This is a genomic window from Bacillus sp. FJAT-26390 (genome assembly GCF_001682865.1).
GTDB lineage: Bacteria > Bacillota > Bacilli > Paenibacillales > Paenibacillaceae > Pristimantibacillus.
The window spans coordinates 819614-836761 of record NZ_MAQX01000032.1; the positions used below are offsets into that span (position 1 = coordinate 819614).

18 protein-coding genes and 2 riboswitches are annotated in these 17148 nt (G+C 45.5%); of the genes, 7 read left to right on the top strand and 11 right to left on the bottom strand.

The annotated features are described in order from the left end of the window. Position 1: 1 nt before the first annotated feature. Positions 2-292 carry a hypothetical protein gene (locus tag A7975_RS24410; protein WP_053373200.1) on the bottom strand — a complete coding sequence of 97 codons (291 nt, stop codon included), beginning with the start codon at positions 290-292 and terminating at the stop codon, positions 2-4. A gap of 291 nt (positions 293-583) precedes the next feature. Further along, positions 584-769: riboswitch (cyclic di-AMP (ydaO/yuaA leader) on the top strand. Positions 770-776: 7 nt separating this feature from the next. Between A7975_RS24410 and A7975_RS24415 the strand changes: the two genes are divergently transcribed. Continuing rightward, the gene (locus A7975_RS24415) at positions 777-1373 is read left to right on the top strand and encodes a C40 family peptidase (RefSeq protein ID WP_053373201.1); all 597 of its coding nucleotides are present in this window, start codon (positions 777-779) and stop codon (positions 1371-1373) included. Positions 1374-1703: 330 nt separating this feature from the next. Further along, positions 1704-2009, top strand: coding sequence for a hypothetical protein (locus A7975_RS24420; protein WP_065386831.1), 306 nt, complete (start codon positions 1704-1706; stop codon positions 2007-2009). Between the two features lie 783 nt (positions 2010-2792). Here A7975_RS24420 and A7975_RS24430 read toward each other — a convergent pair. Beyond that, on the bottom strand, positions 2793-3083 hold the full coding sequence (locus A7975_RS24430) for a hypothetical protein (RefSeq protein ID WP_053373200.1): 291 nt from the start codon (positions 3081-3083) through the stop codon (positions 2793-2795). 291 nt (positions 3084-3374) lie between these two features. Beyond that, positions 3375-3560: riboswitch (cyclic di-AMP (ydaO/yuaA leader) on the top strand. 7 nt (positions 3561-3567) lie between these two features. Between A7975_RS24430 and A7975_RS24435 the strand changes: the two genes are divergently transcribed. After that, on the top strand, positions 3568-4164 hold the full coding sequence (locus tag A7975_RS24435; RefSeq protein ID WP_053373201.1) for a C40 family peptidase: 597 nt from the start codon (positions 3568-3570) through the stop codon (positions 4162-4164). Between the two features lie 330 nt (positions 4165-4494). After that, positions 4495-4800, top strand: coding sequence for a hypothetical protein (locus A7975_RS24440; RefSeq protein ID WP_065386831.1), 306 nt, complete (start codon positions 4495-4497; stop codon positions 4798-4800). Between the two features lie 413 nt (positions 4801-5213). On the opposite strand, the gene A7975_RS24445 is transcribed toward A7975_RS24440, so the two are convergent. The 3 genes from A7975_RS24445 to A7975_RS24455 form a co-directional block, all read right to left on the bottom strand. Then, the gene (locus tag A7975_RS24445) at positions 5214-5453 is read right to left on the bottom strand and encodes a hypothetical protein (protein ID WP_065386833.1); all 240 of its coding nucleotides are present in this window, start codon (positions 5451-5453) and stop codon (positions 5214-5216) included. A gap of 64 nt (positions 5454-5517) precedes the next feature. Further along, positions 5518-6045, bottom strand: coding sequence for a DUF3888 domain-containing protein (locus tag A7975_RS24450; protein ID WP_065386834.1), 528 nt, complete (start codon positions 6043-6045; stop codon positions 5518-5520). A gap of 107 nt (positions 6046-6152) precedes the next feature. Beyond that, complete coding sequence (locus A7975_RS24455) at positions 6153-7649, bottom strand: MDR family MFS transporter (RefSeq protein WP_065386835.1); 1497 nt, start codon at positions 7647-7649, stop codon at positions 6153-6155. Between the two features lie 44 nt (positions 7650-7693). Here A7975_RS24455 and A7975_RS33800 point away from each other — a divergent pair, with 44 nt between their 5' ends. Next, positions 7694-7936, top strand: coding sequence for a hypothetical protein (locus A7975_RS33800; RefSeq protein ID WP_141680399.1), 243 nt, complete (start codon positions 7694-7696; stop codon positions 7934-7936). On the opposite strand, the gene helD is transcribed toward A7975_RS33800, so the two are convergent. From helD to A7975_RS24470, 3 genes are all read right to left on the bottom strand, one after another. Next, positions 7864-10281: an RNA polymerase recycling motor HelD gene (gene helD, locus A7975_RS24460; RefSeq protein ID WP_065386836.1), complete on the bottom strand. Its 2418-nt coding sequence runs from the start codon at positions 10279-10281 to the stop codon at positions 7864-7866. The genes A7975_RS33800 and helD overlap by 73 nt on opposite strands. A gap of 638 nt (positions 10282-10919) precedes the next feature. Beyond that, on the bottom strand, positions 10920-11357 hold the full coding sequence (locus A7975_RS24465) for a hypothetical protein (RefSeq protein WP_065386837.1): 438 nt from the start codon (positions 11355-11357) through the stop codon (positions 10920-10922). Further along, positions 11347-11814, bottom strand: a complete 468-nt coding sequence (locus A7975_RS24470; protein WP_065386838.1) for a MerR family transcriptional regulator — start codon at positions 11812-11814, stop codon at positions 11347-11349. The genes A7975_RS24465 and A7975_RS24470 overlap by 11 nt, the downstream gene beginning before the upstream one ends. A 278-nt stretch (positions 11815-12092) precedes the next feature. On the opposite strand from A7975_RS24470, the gene A7975_RS24475 reads away from it, so the two are divergent. Beyond that, entirely contained in the window at positions 12093-12650 is a 558-nt protein-coding gene (locus A7975_RS24475) for a hypothetical protein (protein WP_065386839.1), read from the top strand. A 215-nt stretch (positions 12651-12865) separates the two neighbouring features. On the opposite strand, the gene A7975_RS24480 is transcribed toward A7975_RS24475, so the two are convergent. The 3 genes from A7975_RS24480 to A7975_RS24490 form a co-directional block, all read right to left on the bottom strand. Continuing rightward, complete coding sequence (locus tag A7975_RS24480; RefSeq protein WP_065386840.1) at positions 12866-13225, bottom strand: DUF7674 family protein; 360 nt, start codon at positions 13223-13225, stop codon at positions 12866-12868. 302 nt (positions 13226-13527) lie between these two features. After that, positions 13528-14982 (bottom strand): alpha/beta hydrolase family protein, encoded by a 1455-nt coding sequence (locus tag A7975_RS24485; RefSeq protein ID WP_065386841.1) that lies wholly within the window; start codon positions 14980-14982, stop codon positions 13528-13530. Positions 14983-15349: 367 nt separating this feature from the next. After that, a complete protein-coding gene (locus tag A7975_RS24490; protein ID WP_065386842.1) occupies positions 15350-15940 on the bottom strand; it encodes a TetR/AcrR family transcriptional regulator in 591 nt (196 codons plus the stop codon). A gap of 161 nt (positions 15941-16101) precedes the next feature. Between A7975_RS24490 and A7975_RS24495 the strand changes: the two genes are divergently transcribed. Next, positions 16102-16992 carry a ketopantoate reductase family protein gene (locus A7975_RS24495; protein WP_065386843.1) on the top strand — a complete coding sequence of 297 codons (891 nt, stop codon included), beginning with the start codon at positions 16102-16104 and terminating at the stop codon, positions 16990-16992. Positions 16993-17148: the final 156 nt, after the last annotated feature.

Sequence of the window (17148 nt, forward strand, 5' to 3'; positions counted from 1 at the left end):
CTTAATCCTCTAGTTTGCAAATACCATCCAAATACAGAAGTGGGTTATCTTCCTTTTGATCCACTGAGATGGGGGTTGATTCGTACGGGACGCTTGTCAGGTATTGGACAATAATACCATTGACGACCGCTTGCACGGTTGTATGCTGCTTATCGGCGATTGCTTTCAGTTCAACGTAATATTGCGGATTGAGCTCTATAGTTTCTTCTTCTTGTTCTTCACTTCTTGAGGAAATGAATTCGGAAGCGGTAGATTTCGCTTTTTCAATGAAGCGTTTGTAATTATTCATCATCGTGACTCACTCCTTATGCATAGCTTTTATAAATATTCGTCAAATTTTGTCGATTTCAGGGGGTAATGTTAGGTGAAAAGCTAGCATTCCAAGGGCGAAATGTTCAGGGCACTCTTTAACAGAGTGCCTATTTCCCACTTCATTTCATAGATCTACAAATCTATATCTACCGCTGTCTAGAGCGTCCTTCCATATTAGTTATGCCCAACAAAAAATAGCTGTTCCAATATTTGCGTGGTGACTTTCCTGTGAAAATATAAGTAATATGGAGGGGCCGAATCAGATAATTGTAACGGTACTTTACCGTATTTCAATGATTTGTACGGGGGACGCATTTTCGCTGATGGCCTTATTCAGACAATCAGCTAGGGGTGAATTTTGAATACTCATTTCGTTACCAGTCGGAATGATGTAGAAAATAGGGTTTCCTCAACCCGAACCCGACAACTAACCTCGGAGGCAATACATTTTCTAGGAGGAGCACATGTTAAAAAAAACGATCTTTCGCAAGGGAGTAATTACTTTAACTACCGTCATTGCATTAACTGGAGCAGGACAAGCTTATGCTTTTGCAGCCTCCAACAGTGAATCCAAGGTATCAACTACGTCGACTGCCTATAGCGCTCAACAAGCAAATCTTGATAAATTAATTAAAACGGGCAAAACACAGCTTGGCGTTACTTGGCGTCATGGCATGCAGCGACCGGGATATGGCTTTGACTGTTCGAATTTCTCTTCCTGGGTGTATAAAAACGCACTAGGCATACAGTTCTCCAGCTCATCGCGCCAACAACGTTACAACAATATTGGTACTCAGGTGATCATTGACTCGAAAGACAAATTCAAAAATTTGCAAGTTGGAGACCTGTTATTCTTCAAGAACTCGAAAGACCGTGGTGACGGTTCATTAAACCGTTCTACAAGCGGCGGCGGCGGTCATGTCGGCATTTATGCCGGCGCAATCAACGGCAAGCATTATATCCTCCAATGCGGCGGTGGACGTGGTAAAGTAACGTTCGAACCCATGGAAGGCACATGGTTCAGTCAATCTCTCGTTTACGCAAAAAGAATTGTCAAGTAATTCATTGTGAATTTTGCTCTAGCCGAAAATACACTTCCATTTTGATGGGGTTGATCAAGGGATCAACCCCTCTTTTATTTTAATTCACACCGAACTGATTTTTCTGACCAACAAATTACACTGGTGCCGAGGATGCTTTCCAACGGAACCCTTTACCGAGTTTCGCCGCCTCGTCTATTGAGCTAACGTTACCCGATACCGCATTGACCAATCATAGCTTATGGCACGATTCACCGAAGCTTAACTAATCATAAAGCAGTATGTTATTAGTACAAGCACATACATTCAATGGTTCATAAGATATCCTATATTATTTTAAGGAGTGATCTTATGGCTGCCACAGTTAAATGCGTATTACTTCAAATTGCTAGATTATCTGCGAAATTAGCAAAAAACGTACAATTCAGAAAGAAATTCGAAGGTATTATTGGCGACACACAAACAGGCACAAACAAAAGAGTGCTGCAAATGAGGGCGCTGTTGAGTGCAGCTGGTTTTAAATCTCCAAATCGGGTACGCATATTTAATGATCTTGGAGAAACGCCAAGGGTAGTAATCTCTTATGATGCAATAGACGCCAAATTACAAACAAGCGTAACCCTCTCCTTTACTTTTCAATTGAATCCAGGACCATAACAATTAGCAAAGGACACCAATTAGGTGTCCTTTGCTGTATTTCTTGTAATACGGTTCTCCGCGTTGCCTGTAACAGGTTGTTCGTAAAAGAAATAAGAGGGCGCCTTACCCTTCTTTGAAAGAGCCACAATTCCCCCTTAACGCAATAGTTCCCACTCTTGATTACCACTGTTCCTCTAGCATCATGTCAGCCATTAAGACCTGCCACCTTCGGAATACCGAATGCCTCATCTATGGTAATTTGTACAAATAGCCCTTTAGCCACGTGCAACAGCCCTTTAATTAATAAGAGCAGGCTGCCGCAGCGCCTGCTCTTCAACTTTCCCGTTAGAAGGAGTTCCGCTTGCCCCTCCTCTCATCGGTGTTTCAGCTATCGTTCCCGTTCAGCAAAGGCCGGGATTCAAGGACTCACTTTATTCATTCCGACCCAGTTCCGTCGTCTTGATGCTCGTGCCGAGCGTGGTTAATCGATACAGACCGAAAACAACTGAATTAGCTTGCGCCAATCCTTCGCTCAAAAGCTNTCTACTCACTGCCTTATCAATGGCATTCAGAAAATATTCCGCCTGCTGATAGCTGTATTCATTGCGAAGCCATTCGTGAAGATCAAATATAATGGAGTTGGTAGTCACGTAATTACGTTCAAGATCATGCAAATCCAGGAACAGGGAACGAGCTTTCGCATAGCGGGGGTCATCAGGGTTCATCAAAGCGGCTAAAGCCGTTTCGTCCAGAAAAATGGTATCCTGAATGTTCAAGTAATCTTCCATAGGTCAGCACTCCTTAATCCTCTAGTTTGCAAATACCATCCAAATACAGAAGTGGGTTATCTTCCTTTTGATCCACTGAGATGGGGGTTGATTCGTACGGGACGCTTGTCAGGTATTGGACAATAATACCATTGACGACCGCTTGCACGGTTGTATGCTGCTTATCGGCGATTGCTTTCAGTTCAACGTAATATTGCGGATTGAGCTCTATAGTTTCTTCTTCTTGTTCTTCACTTCTTGAGGAAATGAATTCGGAAGCGGTAGATTTCGCTTTTTCAATGAAGCGTTTGTAATTATTCATCATCGTGACTCACTCCTTATGCATAGCTTTTATAAATATTCGTCAAATTTTGTCGATTTCAGGGGGTAATGTTAGGTGAAAAGCTAGCATTCCAAGGGCGAAATGTTCAGGGCACTCTTTAACAGAGTGCCTATTTCCCACTTCATTTCATAGATCTACAAATCTATATCTACCGCTGTCTAGAGCGTCCTTCCATATTAGTTATGCCCAACAAAAAATAGCTGTTCCAATATTTGCGTGGTGACTTTCCTGTGAAAATATAAGTAATATGGAGGGGCCGAATCAGATAATTGTAACGGTACTTTACCGTATTTCAATGATTTGTACGGGGGACGCATTTTCGCTGATGGCCTTATTCAGACAATCAGCTAGGGGTGAATTTTGAATACTCATTTCGTTACCAGTCGGAATGATGTAGAAAATAGGGTTTCCTCAACCCGAACCCGACAACTAACCTCGGAGGCAATACATTTTCTAGGAGGAGCACATGTTAAAAAAAACGATCTTTCGCAAGGGAGTAATTACTTTAACTACCGTCATTGCATTAACTGGAGCAGGACAAGCTTATGCTTTTGCAGCCTCCAACAGTGAATCCAAGGTATCAACTACGTCGACTGCCTATAGCGCTCAACAAGCAAATCTTGATAAATTAATTAAAACGGGCAAAACACAGCTTGGCGTTACTTGGCGTCATGGCATGCAGCGACCGGGATATGGCTTTGACTGTTCGAATTTCTCTTCCTGGGTGTATAAAAACGCACTAGGCATACAGTTCTCCAGCTCATCGCGCCAACAACGTTACAACAATATTGGTACTCAGGTGATCATTGACTCGAAAGACAAATTCAAAAATTTGCAAGTTGGAGACCTGTTATTCTTCAAGAACTCGAAAGACCGTGGTGACGGTTCATTAAACCGTTCTACAAGCGGCGGCGGCGGTCATGTCGGCATTTATGCCGGCGCAATCAACGGCAAGCATTATATCCTCCAATGCGGCGGTGGACGTGGTAAAGTAACGTTCGAACCCATGGAAGGCACATGGTTCAGTCAATCTCTCGTTTACGCAAAAAGAATTGTCAAGTAATTCATTGTGAATTTTGCTCTAGCCGAAAATACACTTCCATTTTGATGGGGTTGATCAAGGGATCAACCCCTCTTTTATTTTAATTCACACCGAACTGATTTTTCTGACCAACAAATTACACTGGTGCCGAGGATGCTTTCCAACGGAACCCTTTACCGAGTTTCGCCGCCTCGTCTATTGAGCTAACGTTACCCGATACCGCATTGACCAATCATAGCTTATGGCACGATTCACCGAAGCTTAACTAATCATAAAGCAGTATGTTATTAGTACAAGCACATACATTCAATGGTTCATAAGATATCCTATATTATTTTAAGGAGTGATCTTATGGCTGCCACAGTTAAATGCGTATTACTTCAAATTGCTAGATTATCTGCGAAATTAGCAAAAAACGTACAATTCAGAAAGAAATTCGAAGGTATTATTGGCGACACACAAACAGGCACAAACAAAAGAGTGCTGCAAATGAGGGCGCTGTTGAGTGCAGCTGGTTTTAAATCTCCAAATCGGGTACGCATATTTAATGATCTTGGAGAAACGCCAAGGGTAGTAATCTCTTATGATGCAATAGACGCCAAATTACAAACAAGCGTAACCCTCTCCTTTACTTTTCAATTGAATCCAGGACCATAACAATTAGCAAAGGACACCAATTAGGTGTCCTTTGCTGTATTTCTTGTAATACGGTTCTCCGCGTTGCCTGTAACAGGTTGTTCGTAAAAGAAATAAGAGGGCGCCTTACCCTTCTTTGAAAGAGCCACAATTCCCCCTTAACGCAATAGTTCCCACTCTTGATTACCACTGTTCCTCTAGCATCATGTCAGCCATTAAGACCTGCCACCTTCGGAATACCGAATGCCTCATCTATGGTAATTTGTACAAATAGCCCTTTAGCCACGTGCAACAGCCCTTTAATTAATAAGAGCAGGCTGCCGCAGCGCCTGCTCTTCAACTTTCCCGTTAGAAGGAGTTCCGCTTGCCCCTCCTCTCATCGGTGTTTCAGCTATCGTTCCCGTTCAGCAAAGGCCGGGATTCAAGGACTCACTTTATTCATTCCGACCCAGTTCCGTCGTCTTGATGCTCGTGCCGAGCGTGGTTAATCGATACAGACCGAAAACAACTGAATTAGCTTGCGCCAATCCTTCGCTCAAAAGCTCATTTAGTGACTGATTTACGTCAGATGGATCCTCCGGGGCTTTTGGAAGCTGGCCAGCAATCTGCACCGGCGTCTGCCATTCAGTGGTTAATGCCAATAAGACCGATTGTTGCAGTTCAGTCAAGTTCATGCTTACTCCCTCCTCTTCATCGCTTGCGATTCGAGATTCTTTTAATGATAATACGTTGCAAAACCTAAAAGTTCCAATTGATAACGTCCATCCAGTTTGGCGGGAAATCGGCCTTCTTCGGATCTTCTAAATGCTTCCAGCTTATTAACTTCACATTATTAGGATTTACAGGAGATATATCGAATGTAAGACTGTCCTTACCGACGGGAATATGTGGACCAACTGTTGGAACCACCTCAAGGCATATTAAAAAATGAAATCCTCTAAATCCATTTACCCGTTGCACGTTTGTAACATTTACAAAGTAAGGATAAACTTCAGGCGAGTAATTCAATTTGTTTGAATATATCTCATCTATTTTCTTTTCTATATGCGGCAAAAGAAATAGCATAAGCATGTCTTGAAACATTAATTCTTTTGACTCTCTAGGCATGTCATTAGTATTTGTTGCCGGTCTTTCATCTGCCCAGACGTTATCGTCATTAAGACCACTCATTTGACAATAAACGATCAACATTATAATCAATAATTTTCTAATGACCGGAACCCCCAAATGGTTTTGGGATATTTCCCCGAAGATTCCCTGATTCATCCTGCCGTTAGCTTAATAAAAGAAGTGCCTTAGAAAAACCAAAAATAGCCTTGGCCGACTAACGGCGAAGGCTATTTTCAAACAAGCGAATCCGAGCTGATTCGCGATTAGTGGCCCATCATCATCGCCGAGTCCGGATTGTCTCCGTCGGCGATTCCGGCTTCTTCCTGCTGCTTCGGTTTACGCAGTAGGAGCGACAGTGCGACACCCGCGGTCGCGAGGCACGCGGACAGAAAGAACGTGTCGCCGTAACCTGCGACGACGGCTCTCAGCGGATTTGCGTCCGCTCCCGCGCTTGCGGCATGGGAAGTGATTTGCGAAGTCAGATAACCCGTCAATCCTGCGACCGCGAACGAGACAACGACTTGCTGAGCTGCTGTTGTCAAAGGCGTAACGCGGCTCACCAGACGGCGAGGCGCAGAGTTCAGGACATGCGTGTTGAGCGGCATCATGGAGAAGCCCATGCCGAGACCCATAATGCAGATGCACAGGATGATAACCCACAGCGAGGTATCAATTGATATGCCAGACAAAATGAACAGGGAAATGGATACGACGGTAAGACCCGCGAAGGCGAGCGGACGCGCGCCGATCTTATCGAACAACCGGCCGCTGATCGGCATGCCGATTCCCGCGCATATCGCGTAAGGCATCAGAATCCAGCCCGTATCAAGCGCGGTGTAGTGCATGACGCCTTGCAGGTACAGCGGCACGATCAGCATTGCGCCGAACATCGCGAGCTGTACGATCCACGTCAAAATGATGCTGCGTGTAAAGTCGGACGACTTGAACACTTTCAGTTCCAGCAGCGGCTGCTTCTGTGCCAGCTCCACAAAGATGAAAAGGATGAGCGCAATACCGCCGACAGTCAAGCCCGTGATCGTCGAAGCGCTGGACCAACTGGTGCCTCCTTCGCTTACGCCATACGCCAGCATAGAGAAGGCTATCGGCGCGAGGCACATGCCGATGAGATCCAAATGCGGCGCCGCATGGCGGTCGGACTTCGGCAAATATTTATAACCGAGAATGAAGGCGATAATGCCGATCGGCAGATTGATGATGAAAATCCAGTGCCAGCTGACAGAATCAACCAGCCAGCCGGATAACACCGGACCGAACGCCGGCGCCATCAGCATTGGAATGCCGAGTACGCCCATGATGGACCCGCGACGCTCTGGAGGCGCGAGCTTGAACACCATAGTCATCCCGATCGGGGCAACCATGCCGCCGCCCAAGCCTTGAATGATGCGGTAAATGATCAGCTGTTCCGGCGTTTGCGCAATGCCGCACAGTACGGAGCCGATCGTGAACAGGGCAATCGTAATCATGAAAATTTGCTTGGAGCCGAATTTATCGGTCATCCAGCCTGCAAGCGGAATTACAGCGGATAGTGCCAGCGTATAGCCGGTGACGGTCCATTGGATCGTCTTCAAATCGGTGTCGAAGTATTCAACGAGTTTCGGAATAGCATTATTGACGACGGTGCTATCCAGAATAACCATAATCATGGCGACAACAATCGCCATGAGCGGCGGCAGAATGGCTTTCAGCGAGAAGCCGTCCCCGCCGACTGCAATCGTTTTTGTTTGCGTAGGAGCTGACATAGGTCCCTGCTTTCTGCTCATCGAGCTGTATATGGGTGAAAATAATGGTCGAGGAACAGATTGATCTGTTCTTCGATAGAGGCCGACATGCAGAAATAGGGGTCGTCGTGGATTTCTTGCTCACAACCGGCCTTGATGACGGGCTACGGGATGAGTCCGAATATATGCTGAATCATGAACGCGGCATATCGCGGCAGACATCACACCCGATCCGTCAATATGGCGCACTCTCGTACAAATTCGCAGGCAATGTCTGCAAGAACGGTGACCAATTGCCCGTCGTGTAAAGCTGAAGCCGGTGCATAGCCCGCGTACACGCCGTATAAAGAAGCTTGCGTTCGTTGTCCCGGCTGTAAGCTTCGGGCGAAGCATCATAGACCAAGACCGCATCAAACTCGACACCCTTGGCGAGATACACAGGAATGACCATCACTCCTTTTTCAAAGTCCAGCGTCTCCTTCGTAATGAGCTGCAGAGCTTCGCCTCCTAGAATCCGTAACGATTCATGAGCCTCCCGGCTTTCGGCTGCGGTCTTCGTAATGATGGCAATGGAATCGAAGCCTTCGGCTCTGAGCGCCGCGATATCTGCCAGAACTTTCGCATCACGCTTCTCTCCGCCGTCCAGTCTCGACAAAAGGGGCTTTGGCCCTCTCCTTTCAAACGGCGCAATTTCTTCTCCACCTGGAAGCATCGATTTCGTAAATTCAACAATTTCCCTGGTTGAGCGATAACTGCGTACAAGACAGACAAGGCTTGTTTCTGCTTCGCCGAAGAGGCGAACCAGCGGCGAATCGGATGCGGCCAAACTTGTAGCCTGCATGAAGATCGCTTGCCCGTAATCGCCTAGCACCGTCATCTTCGCACGGGGAAACAGCTTTTTCAGATATTCATATTGAAACGCCGAATAATCCTGGCCCTCATCAACGAAGACATACCGAATTTCCGTGTTCGTCCGGAGACCTTCGATCAGTTCTTTTACATACAAATACGGAGTCGCATCCTCGTAGAACAACTCATTCAGGAGCAGCTTTTCCTTGGTCTGCCTGCATATTTCAGGCCACAGCGGGGGGATGACGGCCCCATTCGTTCTCTCCCGATAAGCAGCTTCGTCGACAAACAATTGGCCATATATGCCTTTGACATCAACAAACGAAAATCTTTTCACAATCTTCCTTAGCGGTTTAAAGCTTTCTTTCACAATCCTTCGGCGGAGCAGATCTTCCTCCCTTTGGGCGAAGTCAAAGTCGCCTTCATCTTCCCGGCGCTTGTTTTTAATCCTCTCGCGAACTAAAGCGTATTGTTCCGCAACGTCAAATACTTCCCTCTCTTTATGCAGCATTTCGAAGACTTCCATGTACTGCTCGGTGTCGAGAAAATTCAACTCCTCCTGTACCCAAGGCGTCTCCCGTTCTATGCGTTCCAGCGAAGCCAGTTCATTCAGCAGCCATTCCTGCAAAAGAACGACACGATTGAGCAACGGCAGGGAATGGTCATAACTATAAAATTTCACTCTCATTCGCTCCGCGGTAATCAAATCGCGGTCCCGAATCCGAATACCATTGAATCGCATACCCTCCCGTCCCAACCACATTCCAAAGCTCTGCAGGGCTTGCAGGAAAGCCTCGGAGGCTTTATACTCGATCCCCTGAAGACGAGCTTCATACTCCGGCGCTCCTTGTGCGGTCAGTACATATTCGATCTGATCAAAGGGATCCTCCGGCCGTAACGTGGAACCTAGCCAATAGTCGAGATATTCTTGAAAAGTCGTCTGCTGCATATTCTCTTCACCGAGCTCAGGAAGGACGGTGGAGATATAGCTGGTAAACATCGGATTCGGTGAGAAAAGAACGATCTGATCAGCCTTGATCGTCAGTCGGTGTTTGTACAACAAGTACGCCACCCGCTGCAATGCCGCGGAAGTCTTACCGCTGCCAGCCGCCCCTTGTACGATAAGCATCCGGCTTTTGTCATTGCGTATGATGGCGTTTTGTTCCTTCTGGATGGTTGCCACGATACTCTTCATTTGCGAGTCCGCACCTTTGCCGAGCACTTGCTGCAGCAATTCGTCTCCAATCGTTTCGCTCGCGTCAAACATGTTGCGGATTTGCCCGTTTTGAATCTGAAACTGCCGTTTGAGCTCCATCGACCCTTCGACTCGACCGGCCGGCGTGACATAAGACGCCAGGCCGGGGGAGCAGTCGTAGTATAGGCTAGCGATTGGCGTACGCCAGTCATAGATCAGAAAGCTCAATCCGTCTTCGTCGACGAAGGAAGATACGCCGATATAGATCTGCTCGCTAAAGTCGAGGCCATTCTCCTGAAAGTCGATGCGTCCGAAATAAGGAGATGGGAGCAGCCGGTTCATGCTCTTCCATTGCTGCGTCAGCAGCTTGTGACCACGCTCCCGTTCGGCAAGTACCGCAGACTGCTGGTTAATCGTGTAGAAGGTCTCTTCAAAATCCTCGTACGTGCTTGTGTTGATCGTAACTTCTTCCCAAAACCGCCTGCGGATGTCCGTAGCCTGATCACTCAGTCCGGCCACCTCCGGCTCCAGTTCTTCAATTCTCGCCTGCAGTTTGTTCCTGACTCGTTCCAACCGCTCCCGTTCCTGCCGCCAATCCTTCGTTTCCATCTCTCTCTGAACACTCTCCTTTTTCCTTTTTATGGAATTAAAAAGAGCATTGACAAATCAAAGTGCTCGATGTAAAATTAAAGTAGGGAATATTACGGATACACTTAATAATTTAATTTGTCAATGACGCTATCGATTATATCATAGTGTTATTTTGTGTTCAATCTTTTTTATATTGCCCTCCTGCGGAGCTAAACACTGACCCGGCTTTGGGACAGTTTAAATAAACCACTGCGGCATTACGCTGCCAGTAGATGGCCCTTGAATTCATCAGGGTCATCTTTTTTATGCCCACTGCCTCTGAATTGTAAGAGATTTTGTTGTAAGTGAAGACGCGTGCTCGAGCTTCTTCAGGGGTACCCTTAACTTATTTTGATGTGACTTACACCCTGCATGTCAACTGCGGCTGATTAAAAAACTTTATTTCCCCTTACCAACTACGATTTACATAACAGATATTCGAGTAATGAATAAAAATATGCTATCCGTTAACTTAATAAAAAAAGGAACAGCTGTGATGAACGATAACCGAAAGATAGACATTTTAGAAAATGTGCCCGTCTTTTAAGTTACCGTTCAAGCATACTGCTCCTTACTATGCTGTAGTACGAAGTAAAGCTTCACTGATTCACCCCCAATTATTTGACCGATGGCGACTGATCTCCGATCTCTTTTTTCTTCATTCTTATGCCTAATACGATGAAGGCGACATAAATTACGATGGCAATAGAATCGATTAACGTATCTGCAAGTGCCGAAATGTCATGAAATGCCGTTATGCCAAGAATGACCATCAATCGAACGATCAGAAGCGACACGATCGTCCATGCAACAGGCCGGATCTTCGATCGATCGCTTTGGAAGGACATTAAAATGAATACGATGCCGAAGACCAGATTTTCCGCCGTGATGATGTGCCAGACATACGTGAATATTGTCTGGGTATCCGTGGCTATCGCACTCACTTGGAGCGTCGGCAGCACAGCGGATTGCCCGTTCCATGCATGCGTAACAGCAAACAGTATCGCAAGAATACCCGCAATCAGATAGTAAAAATTCCTAACCTTAACGTTCATGACATCCCTCCTCGAATATTTTGGTTTCCTCCTTTCGAATAGCCTGGTAAATCTCGCGAACGATCTCTGCCAGCCGCTGGTCTCTTACATGATTAAAGTCCCTTAACGTTTCGGATGCTACGTCGAGCAACTGACTGACCTTTTGTAGATGGGCAATCTTCATGCGTGTTTGTGCATTCTTGTCATCGAGGAACGCAGCAACCTCCTGGCAATAAGCAGGGTCTATATTCTCCATCCTGTGGAACCCAAACTTACCCTTGATTTCGTCAAGCGAAAAGTCCGCATACTGCATGATTTGAATATTCATTAAGTCGATGAGGTCGTTCTTCGAATACTTACGGTACCGATTGTCCTCCCGGGACGGTGATACGATGCCAATCCGGTCATAGTACCGAAGCGTATCCTTCGGGATCCCAAGCATCCGAGAAACCTCTTGTATTGAATAAAGTTTTTCCATAAATTCAAATTAACATTGGAGTGCACTTCAATGTCAAGCCGTTTTTTATCAAGGTATCCGATGTTCTTACACGGTTGTCGTGAAATTATCCTGCCCGTGAGCAAAAAAATGAGCAGGCCGGTCAGTGTCTGGTATCCCATTATTTTACGATTGTCCTAAATGAACCTTGCGATGAATTTCGTCTCTCACTATTGTTGATGAGCTATTCAGAATTCGGGTAAGGAAACCGATATTAATTAAGGAAAAAAATAACAATTAAAGCGAGAGGAAGTATGAGCATGTGTAAAAAAGGAAAATGGGGTTTCTTGATTGGATTGTCTATGGTTTTGTTTATTCTCTCAGGATGTGCAAGTAATGAAAAGACAGAAGAGGAGAAGCTAGTCGAAGCCATTCAGGAAGCTGTTAAAGATTCTTCGATTGGTGGAGAAGCCTCGAATAAGGCCGAAAAGCCTACTGTGGAGTCAACGCTCAGCGAGATTGTTAATTTTGTAACTATTGATATTTGGAATGAAGCTTTTGTAAACATTAGCTGGTATGCCGGCAGCGGAACAGACAGCACAGGTAATGAATTGGATATCGAATTCACTATCGATCGTCTAGGCAAAGCTATGGAGAAGAAAGCGGAATATAATTCTTATATAGCGGGGTTAGACTCGAAATATGATGATATAAAACAAGTATGGACCAAACTATCAAATGAGATCGACACACTGTATGCGAAGCTGAAAGAAAATCCACCCCATGCAACTGATTCTGAATATGAATTCGATACCGGGTTGTTCAAGCAATATAGTAAAGCATTCGACAGCGATGTGGAAAGCTTGAATGCCCAATAATGTACCCAAGCTCCTTCATTTTGAGGAGCTTTTTTATTTTTAGTACGCACTGCAGTATTCAGTTTATTGTTGTATACTCAACCAGCTATAGAAATCTGTTCAACGAGTCATTGAACTAACGTTCCCAGTTAGCATAATGAATCTTGCCGAATAGCTCGATGTTTAAATGCGGTGTTAGAGGTTGTTGGTGGCTTCGGAGATATACATAGAAATTCTCATAATCTCCCCCATGCTCTTTCAATATTATCCGATGCTTTTCTTGTTTCCTTACCCATATATCTATAAGCAATTTCTAGTATTTCCTTTTCGTCCCCAAGCCTCTCTAGAATAGTGCAAGACAAAACTTCTTTAATTAAAGTATCCCCCTTTAATTCCATCCTCTCATAAAATTCAAACAATCGTATTAGTAACCCGGTTTCTATATCTTTTCTTAGTAATTCGATCAAAAAATCATTTAAGTCACCAAAAAACACATGGTTAAGAACTTCCTTATATAATGCTTCATGTTCAATAAGGTTAAGCCTGAATTTTGGGAAATCATTATCAAATATTTTTGAAAGTTCATTATATTTCAAGCTTACCCCACCTTCTTAAAATTCTAATATCTTGGTCTTTAATGGTTTTTATTGATTTTCCACCGATCTTCTCTAACATCTTATTCGCGAACTTCGTATTTCTTCATAATAGGAATGCTGCCCGTTAGCTTAACGAGGCTGCCGTTCTATGCCAGCAGCCTCGTCTTCGTGATTGTTAAATCATTATTCCTTTCGAAATTGGACGATTCCAGTGTGATAAATACACCATCCCCCAGAACTACCTGTTCTCCGGTGACCCTTCGGAGTTTTTACAGCGTCTGCTATCACGCTTTCCAACAAGTTTACGGGAACTTCACCTCCGGGTACTGCGGGCTCGGACCTTTCAGCAGTTCCCCGTTGCCCGTTCCCTTCAGATGCTTGTCGAAGAAATCCAGCACATATGCATTGACCAGGCGGGTCCCGCGATTCCCCTTGATCGGGCCGGTCATACCGGTCAGGTCGAGCATCTCCGTAAAGAGCTGCAGATCCGTAAAGTTATAATGGCTGGCTCCCTTCACCGCGATCATCGTCCCCCCATGATCAACCGCGCGGCCGATCGTTGCCAGTTCGGCCGACAGACGCTTCTGAATGGTGGGATCGGTGATCTCTCCCTGCTCGAGCTTCGTTTTCCACGTCAGAAAATCCTCTGATTCCAAGAAAAGGAACGGTTTGTCCATACCATCCCGTTCCCGAATTCCATATAGCGTGCCGTCCATATTGATGCCTACGCGGATATTGGGAATGTCGTTTACTGCCCGGAATGCCGTCGCCCCGCCGAACGAATGGCCCAACATGCCGATCCGGTTCATGTCGATCCTCCCCAGGAACCCGCCTCTGAAAGCACCGTCATTCAGCTGCTCCAAGCTGCGGATGACATACGCAATGTCCTGCGTCCAAACGGCGCCGACCCGTTCGGCCCGGTCAAATAAATCTTCGACCGTCTCACCGCTGTGGCCCGTATATCCGATCAACCGGCCATCCGGAAAAGCGGTGGCCAGAGTGCTGTACGTATGGTCGATGCCGACGACGATATAGCCATGGCTAGCCAAATTTTCCGCTTGCGAGACATACAGCAGCCTACCGGCGGTCCCCTCCCCATGACTGATCAGCACGAGAGGGAAAGGCTTGCCCGAGGAAGCAATCGGCGTCCGTTCGTATGCGTTCGTCTGGAAGTACTTCCAGTAATCAAACACGTAGGCAGGTAGGTTCATTTCCGCTGCGTACACCTTGGTATATGCCTCGAACAGCTGTCGATCCTCCGGAAATAACGAAACTCTATTGCCCGCGGGATGCGTCTGCTGCGCCGGGTACCAGATCTGAATCATCAGCTCGCGTTTATCGTCCGGATCCTCCGTGAACGTCTCCTCGCGTTTCCCGTCAACGAGGTGAAAGGTCTCCGTACCGACCGCATACTCTCCCTCCGGCTCAGGCATCCGAAGTACAGGCATCGCAGATGCCAGCAGTGCGGATGCGACCAGCAGAAGGCAGCCCGTCCCGTAACCAAGGTATCGGAGCGGCTTCCAAACCTTGCTGCCGTTCTCGTCTTGCGCGCGTCTAAGGATAACGATCAGTATGCCGGCCAAAGTCAGCGTATAAGGGACAACCATCTGCCATCTGTATCCCTCGAAAATCAGGTGAGCCGCCAATGCCCCAGCGCCCACCAGCCCGGCTGCTCTGGATGCCTTCCGCATGCGTAACATCAGCGTCAGCAGCTGCAGCGCCCCGCACAGAACCAATACCATTTCAATACTTCTCATCCCGCAATCCCTCCGCTTCAATGTCAGTTCGCCTAAGCGACCGACTTTCACAATTTTAGCGGGTGGAGGTTAAGTTCCGGTGAGGCTATAGTTTAAATGTCGTTTAAATCTAATGCAAATCGCTATCTGCCTGCCTAGATGAGAGCGAAGCCGCGCTACACTGCAACCACGCAAACCTCCCCGTTAGCGTAATTAAGCAGCCGATCATTGTGGTCGGCTGCTTCCGTGTTTTTATTGAGCTATCGTTTCCCGTTAGCTGAATAAATTTTATTCAAGGTAATCAACTAGACTAACCTTATTCGATTCTAGATAACTAAACAAAAGTTCTATAAAAATGGCAGCGGATTATCTATTCCACTGCCATTTTTTATTGCGATGAGTCGTTGGGATACAGCTTAAGACCGTTCATAACATAGGGACGAACAATGTTTAAAAGCAAATCTGTCCGATCAATTTTCCCAACTGTTAACCAATGAAGTGTTGCGCCATAAATTGCTGAGCCTGTCATGGCCGAAATGATTTCTGTATGGTAACGGTCTGCTCTATAGAAGTTACCCCCTTTCAATAAAATATTTACGATTGTCTGCTGCAACATTTTCTTTATTTTTTCATCTACAATCGTAGCCATCGATTTGGAATCCATTCTGCATATCTGATAAAAATCTATGATGTAGAGGTGTGTGAGCAAGATCAGTTGATCACATATTTCATCTGTAAGTTCTAGTGCATCCATCACTTCGTTTGGAATCATCTCGCGAAAAGCCTGTTCTGTGATCTCTTCCAGCAAAGCATACTTATCTTCGTAATGGGCATAGAAGGTAGCTCGGTTAATGGTAGCCCTCTGTGCGATATCGTTTATGGTTATTGAATCAAATCCTTTACTCCGTAGCAATTCTCTGAATGCTTCCCTTATTAACTGCCGTGTGCGCAAAACCCTTGGATCTTGCTGATTTACCATATCCCTGCCCCCAGATTAAACATCAATTATCAAAATGTGTTGCCTAAGCAACTTTCCACATAATCTGCCGGTTGAATTCATACGAATGCGGTACTAATATCTTATCTAACAGTTGTTGCTTAAGCAATCTCTGATAATTAACTTGAAAGGAAGGATCATCAATGAACACAAAAAAAAAAATTAGACTTTTAATAATTGGCGCGGGTGTGATTGGTAGTGTATACGCGCTCCGATTTGCACAGTACGGGCTGGACGTCACTATACTGGCACGAGGAAAGAGACTAGATACGCTGAAAAGGAACGGACTAGTATACAACCATAATGGAACCATAAAGAAAATATCGATAAACACGATCGAAAAGCTTGATAACGACGACATTTATGATTTCATTTTCGTTCCTGTACGATATGATCAGGCCGAATCTGCCCTGTCTACAATTAAAAATAATAAGAGCGAAACCATTGTCACCTTGACTAACACCATCGAATACGACAGCTGGCTTGAAATCGTGGGAGAGCGGTTACTCCCAGGATTCCCGGGTGCAGGTGGAGACATCAAAGAAGGTATTCTGTACGCACAATTCGGTTCCGAGAAACATCAAGGAACCATTTTCGGTGAAATTAATGGACTGAGAACCGAAAGAGTAAAGGAGCTTGCCAAAATATTCGAATTGGTAGATTTGCATTATGAAATACAGAATGACATTCAAGCATTCCATGTTTCGCATGCTGCGTTGGCTATTGTAAACAAGCATTTCTATACAAAAGACGGTATGGTGGATATAGAGACAGCAAGAAGTGAAAGTGTGCTAAGGAAGATAGCCGTTGATATTAAACAAAACATTAGTCTGGTAGAACAAGCCGGAATTTCGGTAATCCCACCCGAAACGAAGACACTGGGAGATTTGCCTGACAGCGACATCATTACATGGTACCGACAGATGCTAAGCAATGACTTTATAATTGATGTAAAACTTGGGGATCATGCCGTCAGCCAAAAAGCCGAAATTATGTTATTGGATGAGGTGTTTCAAAAAAAAGTTCGAAAATGACATCACCATATGCCCCTCATCTTAATTTACATTGAGCTAAACCCACTTTATTATATTGTTTTTCTTCAATAAAAACGGCAGCGGATCTCTGATGATCTGCTACCGCTTTATTGTTGTAAACTAATGTTCCTCGTTAGGATTCCTGTAGAGCGTTAA